Genomic DNA, 6,470 nt, shown 5'->3' on the forward strand with positions numbered 1-6,470 from the left:
ATCGAAGATCAGCCATTATCCCGACCGCGCACGTTGCGCACCGCATTTTCCCATCCCCCCGTGCTGAATACTGAAGAGGTGATCTCATGAACGCTTACTGGAAACTGTTACCCCTGGTGGCGGCGATTACCCTGACGGCCTGTGGTGGCGGAAGCTCCTCCGGTGGTGGCGTGAATGCCGGTGCCGATGGCGGCAATGTGGAAACGCCCAATGGCCCTGGTGATGGTGGTGAAGGGGAAGGAGACGGAGAGCCGGATGAGGGCGGCGGCGGTGAAACCGGCGCTAACCCGCCAGCGGCGGTACGCTTTATTGTGATCGGCGATTCCGGTAGCGGCTCTGCCGGTCAATATGCCGTGGGGCAGGCGATAGCCGATGTCTGTGACGGCAAGGATGAATTTGTCGGTGACATGGCCTTTGCAGGGTGCGATCTGGTGGTCGGGCTGGGCGACAACATTTATGAGTCCGGGGTCACCAGCGTGGATGATCCCCAGTTCGCAGAAAAATTTGAAAAACCGTTTGAGCCGGTACAGCTGCCGTTCTACATGGTGCTGGGTAACCACGACAATACCGGTTACGTGGGCGGCGACGGGGCGGGCAATGCCCGTGGCGAATTCCAGGTGGATTATTCCTATTTCGATGGCCGCCTGTCTGACCGCTGGAATATGCCGGATCGTTATTTCAAACACAGTGCGGGTAATACCTCTCAGGGGGAGCGCCCTCTGGTGGATTTCTTTGCGCTGGATTCCAACCCCATTGCGGGTGGCTTTGCCGACCCGGATATTGCCTACGCGTATCACACCTATGGTGTGGATCAGCGTAACTGGGCTGTGAATGCCATCGCTGGCTCCAATGCGGTATTCCGCATTGGCATGGCGCACCATCCGTACTTGTCCAATGGCAGCCACGGTAACGCGGGCAACTACGATGGCGTACCCAGTGAACTGTTACCGGTGCTGGCCGGCGAGCGCTGGAAGGCGTTCATGGAAGAAGCGGTCTGCGACCAGACCGATTTTTTCTTCGCCGGTCATGATCACGATTTGCAGGTACTCAATGCCGTGCCGTCCTGTGGGCGCACGGAATTTGTGGTGAGCGGTGCCGCCGGCAAGACTCGCTCCATTGATGACCCGGAACGTAATGCCGCCCGTTTTCAGCAGGGCGATACCTACGGCTTTTTCTGGATGAAAGCGGTGGAGGCGAATGCGGAAACCATGGCCCCGGCTCAGCTCTGCATCGAAGCCTATACGGTGGACCCGGAAGCGGAAGGCCTGGGTGTGATCAGTGGCGGTGAGCTGACGCCGGCCTACACCCATTGTTATGAGAAGCAGCCCATGGTGCTGCTCAGCGGCAACAATGATTTCTCCGGCCAGCCGCTGGGCGATGGTGCCCTGCCGTTGCCGCTGCCGGATGGTTTCGATGCGGACTTCACCGGCCCGTTGAAAGAACTGCGCGAGACATTGGTGTCCGGCTTTACCGAAGTAGGTGCCAACCTGCCGGAAGAGCAGCGTCAGGTGTTCGACCAGATCATTGCCGGTACCGACATCCTGTTCAATGCTATGGATGCGGCAACCGCGGCGATCCTGGAAGGCGACAGCAGTGAAATGACGCAATCGGTGCAGGCGGTGCTGGCGGCTTCCGAGCAGTTGCAGGCCATCGATACCAGTGGCCTGCCGGCCCCTTTCGATCAGCTTGGCAGCGCCTTTGATGCTCTGGCCGCCGGCGTCGGTACGGGTAGCGGCGATGTGGGCGTGGGCGGTGACGGCAGTACCGTGGATGATGTTGCCTTTATTGCTGCACCGCTGGTGTCTTTGTCGCGCAACTTGAACAATATTCTTGATGGCGTTGAGGAGCAGGTGCCTGGGGAAGTGCCGGTGTTCGCCGGGCTCACGTCTGTGCTTTCAACCGTATCGTTGGGCCTTGCCAATACCCTGGAGCAGCTGGTGATGCTGGATACCAGTGCCACCGGTGAGCAACTGCTTGGTACGGTGCAGGGCACCCTGGAAAATCTGGTGAATGATGTGTTGTGGCTTAACCAGATCCCCGGTGCAGAGGATTACACCACCTTGCCTGGTGATGCACTGTCATCGGTGTTGTTAACGGTGGTCCGTGAGGTGACAGAGCAACTGGATGAGCGTTTGCTGAACCCGCTGGCGCCACTGCTGGATTTGTTGTCGCCGATCACCGGGTTGTTGGCTGGATTGCTGGACGGCCTGTAGCCGGAAGCAGAAATGGGATTCCCATAACAACAAAGGCAGATCCATTTTTCATAATCACGCAGTCCGGAAACGGGCTGCGTTTTTTTGGGGGGGCAGGTGAGTGTCTCGTTCACGGCGGCACCCGCAGGCCTATTTCGAACCGTTTCTTTCCAAGGAACCGCTGAATAAAAAAGATTACGCCAGCTTTTCGCCTGCGCGGCGGGGGGCGGTGGAATGCATGCCGACAGGCACCCCCAATGACGACAGCGTGTCCATCACCTGATCTACGGTAATACGCTGCAGGCAGGGGTAGCTGTCCCGGGCACAGCTGCTGCGCTCGCATTCTGCTGCGCAGGGTTGCCACCGTAATACGCGGGCGTGGGGTGAGAGTGGGTGCCAGAGGTCATCATTGGTGGGGCCGAACAGGCCTACGGTAGGAATGCCGCAGGCCGCTGCCAAATGCATGGGGCCGCTGTCGTTACCCACATAGGCTCGGCTGTGTTGCAGCAGTGCAATCAACTCCGCCAGGTTCAGTTGATCACACAGATCCAGCACCGGTTTGCAAAGAAAGGATTGTACGCGGGCTATTTGTACTCGGTCCTTGTGTCCGGCGCCGATTAATATGGGGGTGAGTCCGGCGCGGCGTGCATGCTGACACAGCGACGCGAATTGTTCCGCATGCCACATCTTGTAGGTCTTGGTGGCACCCACATGCAGAATCAGGCGAGTTTCATCGGCGTGCATTGGCAGCAAGGCACGGATGCGCACGTTGCTGTCGGGGCATTCGGCTAGCGGCAGGTAATGTGCCGGCGCGGATGCTGCGGGTTGGCTCAGGCTGGCGTAGCTGTGCCAGCGGTGGCCTTGCCAGTCCGGTTCCAGCGATTTGTTATAGAACCAGTGGCCATGGCGGCGCGGCGGGCCGATGCGTGTTGCTGCACCGGACAGTCGGCTCAGCGTGGCAGATTTCTGTTCGCCTTCAATGTCCACACAGATGTCTGCACGAAAGCGTCGCATGGCGCGCACAAAACCCAGGTAATGCGTTATACGCTGCCATAAAGGCCGGGTCGAAGAGAGTGCCTGTTCCGGGTAGAAAAGGAACCGTTTTTCGCCGGGCAAACTTTGCGCCACCAATGCCTGGTAACGCGCATCTGTCACCAACAAGGCATCAGGATGCGCCGATAGCATGGTGCGTAAATGCGGCAGGGCAATCAGCAGGTTGCCCATATGGCTGCACGGAAAAAGTATTAACAGGCGAGGCATGAAGGCGAACACAGTTATCAGCGAAAACTGTTTTCAGACTAGGCGGTAAGGGTGACGGTTATATGACGAGTTGCGAGTTGCGAGTTGCGAGTTGCGAGTTGCGAGTTGCGAGTTGCGAGTTGCGAGTTGCGAGTTGCGAGTTGCGAGTTGCGAGTTGCGAGTTGCGAAAAATAGATAGGGGAAGCCAGAAAAGTTCCTTGGGCTCGACAGGTTTCAGGAAATATTGCGGGTAGATCTGGATTCCTGTCGACTCGCTCCGCTCGGTTCGCCCCTCAAGTTGGGCTCCTACAGTAGAGCCAACGGAGAGGCTGGTGTCGCCCCGGTTTTCCTTTTCAACTTTCAACTTTGGACTTTGAACTGGATCCCGCGGGCAGAGCGGCCACCGTGAGGCACCGCGCCTAACCCGAGTTGTCGCTAGTCACTAGCAGCTTGTTGCTGCTTTTAATCCCGCTCGATCAACCATTCCGCAATGCGCCCCCAGCTCTGTTTCTGTGCGGCGGCGCTGCCCAGGATACCCATATGCCCACCATCAATGGTGACAAAGGTTTTATCCTTGCTGCGAATCAGCGGTTTCATGGCCTGGCTGCATTCCGGGGTGACGATGGGATCGTTGGCACCGGTAATGTTCAGCACGTTAGCGGTGACCTGGTTCAGGTGCCCGTCAGTCCCTTCCATGGGGAGTTGGCCGTGGGCGACCACGTTGTCCGTCCACAGGTAGCGGATGATGTCCTGAATCACGCCGCCGGGGTAGGCCACCATGTCGTCCAGAAAAGCCCCGTTGGTGGCGTGGGAGGCGACGAAGTCCCGGTCATGCAGGTTCTTCATCAGGCTCCAGTAACCCTGCAGGCTGCCAATGGGGTTGGTGAGCTTGAAGGCCAGGCTGTTTACCCAGCCCGGGGAACGCAACAGGTCCGCAGGCACATCATGGATACGCAGGCCGGTGCGTTTGCGAATCCACTTGGCCCGGCGGCTCAGGGCGCGGTACTGGCCGCCCAGCGCGCCGTTGCGGTGATAATCCGTGGGCGCGCCGATCAATACCAGGTTGTTGATGTCCGGGTCGTTACCCAGGGCGGCGTAGCAGAGGCTGAACAATCCGCCGAAGCTCCAGCCGTGCAGGCTCAGTTTCTGCTCACCACTGTGCTGGCGGACCTGCACCAGCAGTTTGGGCAGATAGTCCGCAAAGTAGCTGCTCAGGCTCAGGTGGTTGTGATGGCGGCCGGGGCGGCCCCAGTCGACCATGTACAGCTCGAACCCGCGGGCGCGCAGGTAACGCACCAGACTGCGCTGGGGGAACAGATCATAGATCAGCATGTTCACTGCCAGCGGTGCCACCAGCACCAATGGCGTGCGCTGGGTGGTCTGGCTGACCGGCACTACGGTGCCGTCCGACAGGGGAATGGCGCTTTCGGTCAGCGGCGGGTAATAACGCAGTTTTACCAGACCGTCGTCGAACAGGGTCTCGTAGGGCGTCTGTTCCGCCTGGCTGAGTTGCTGGGCGTCGAAAAGGCGCGCCCGGCCATTGTCCAGGCGATGCCGCCAGGGGCGGGTTCGCTTGTAAACCACCTGCTGTAGTGTGTCAGTTAGCATGAATTCCACCGGCTAAGGATCAACGGGCGGTTATTGTAGGGAAGAAGCGGGCGGGCGCAGTTGCCGTGCGGACCGCCATTGATGTCGGGGGGGATACCCGCCCCGATTTGCCGCAGTTCCGGTCATTGCGGATGAGCGGGATCTGTGCAGGGCGGGGCGTTTATATCAGTGGGTATAAGCGCCCAGTTTGCCGCGCACCCGTACCTGGCTGCCGGCTTTCAGATTATCTTCAAAGCCGGCTTTCCCTTCAGGGAACAGCATGACCACGGTGGAGCCGAGCAGGAAGCGGCCCAGTTCCTCACCTTTCTCCAGGGTGATGGGGGCGGTGCGCAGGTAGTCGGTGGTGACCACCTGTTTGGGCAGCGGGGTGACCTGCCCACTGAATACGGTCTCGATGCCGGCGACAATCATGGCGCCGACCAGAATCACTGCCATGGGGCCCTGTTCGGTATCAAAGATGCACACCAGCCGTTCGTTGCGGGCAAACAGGTTGGGCACGCCGTTGGCGGTCGCTTCGTTCACCGAGAACAGGTCGCCAGGCACGTAACGGGTTTCGCGCAGGGTGCCGGTAAAAGGCATGTGCACACGGTGATAATCGCGGGGAGAGAGGTAGATGGTGGCGAACTGGCCATTGGTGAATTCACTGGCCAGCGCACTGTCGCCACCGAGCAGGTCGTAGAGGGAGTAATCGTGCCCCTTGGCCTGGAATACCTGGTTGGCGCGAATGGCGCCGAGCTGGCTGACAGCACCGTCTGCCGGGCAGGCAATCTCGTTATCGCCGCTGGCTTCCAGTGGTCGGGCATCGGGTTTCAGTGCGCGCGTAAAAAAAGCATTGAAGGTGGGAAATCGATCCGCGTCTTCGATCTGGGCTTCGGACAAGTCAATGCCGAACCGCTTCATGAACAGATTGATGAAGGTGGTCTTGATCCACGGCACTTCGCTGCGGGCCAGCATGCCCACCAGCCGGGACAGGCCGTGCTGAGGGACCAGATACTGCAGGGTAACGAACAGTTTGTCGCGCCAGTTATTCAAGGGGAATCCTTACTCTTTCAGGGAGCCATTGGCCCGGGTTATTCGGTTTTCTGCGCGGGCGTATCGGGGTGATTCCCCCACTCGGCCCAGGAGCCGGCGTAGCCGCGCATGCGTTCAAAGCCCAGTAGCTTGCCTACCAGCCAGGAAAAACTGGAGCGGTGATGGGTCTGGCAGTGGGCAATCACTTCCTTGTCGCCGGTGATGCCCTGGGCGGCCAATTCTGCGCGGATGTCTTCCAGTGGACGCAGGCGCAGGTTGTTCTGCTTGTCCATGGGTTCGGTCCATTCGTGGTGACGGGCCCCGGGGATGTGCCCCGCCTTCTGGGCGAAGGCGCGCACACCGTCGAATTCGTCCAGGGAGCGGGAATCCCAGATCACCACATCGTCATCCTGATAATGG

Annotated in this window: 5 protein-coding genes; 1 reads left to right on the forward strand and 4 read right to left on the reverse strand. The window is 59.5% G+C overall.

From position 1 onward, the window contains the following. Positions 1 to 86: 86 nt before the first annotated feature. Entirely contained in the window at positions 87 to 2,213 is a 2,127-nt protein-coding gene (locus A3754_RS14170) for a metallophosphoesterase (protein WP_063520215.1), read from the forward strand. Between the two features lie 174 nt (positions 2,214 to 2,387). On the opposite strand, the gene A3754_RS14175 is transcribed toward A3754_RS14170, so the two are convergent. The 4 genes from A3754_RS14175 to A3754_RS14190 form a co-directional block, all read right to left on the reverse strand. Beyond that, positions 2,388 to 3,416 (reverse strand): glycosyltransferase family 9 protein, encoded by a 1,029-nt coding sequence (locus A3754_RS14175; RefSeq protein WP_231880636.1) that lies wholly within the window; start codon positions 3,414 to 3,416, stop codon positions 2,388 to 2,390. 477 nt (positions 3,417 to 3,893) lie between these two features. Then, positions 3,894 to 5,039, reverse strand: a complete 1,146-nt coding sequence (locus A3754_RS14180) for an alpha/beta fold hydrolase (RefSeq protein ID WP_063520217.1) — start codon at positions 5,037 to 5,039, stop codon at positions 3,894 to 3,896. Between the two features lie 165 nt (positions 5,040 to 5,204). Continuing rightward, positions 5,205 to 6,071: an archaetidylserine decarboxylase gene (gene asd / locus A3754_RS14185; RefSeq protein ID WP_063520218.1), complete on the reverse strand. Its 867-nt coding sequence runs from the start codon at positions 6,069 to 6,071 to the stop codon at positions 5,205 to 5,207. A gap of 38 nt (positions 6,072 to 6,109) precedes the next feature. Next, positions 6,110 to 6,470 (reverse strand): sulfurtransferase (locus tag A3754_RS14190; protein ID WP_255363137.1); only part of this gene is annotated, 361 nt, incomplete at its 5' end.

The sequence above is a fragment of the Alcanivorax sp. HI0083 genome (genome assembly GCF_001635175.1).

Excerpts from the sequence above, each read along its gene's own strand:
- A3754_RS14170 (WP_063520215.1), top strand. The coding sequence starts at position 87 with ATGAACGCTTACTGGAAACTGTTACCCCTGGTGGCGGCGATTACCCTG.
- A3754_RS14175 (WP_231880636.1), bottom strand. The coding sequence starts at position 3,416 with ATGGGCAACCTGCTGATTGCCCTGCCGCATTTACGCACCATGCTATCG.
- A3754_RS14180 (WP_063520217.1), bottom strand. The coding sequence starts at position 5,039 with ATGCTAACTGACACACTACAGCAGGTGGTTTACAAGCGAACCCGCCCC.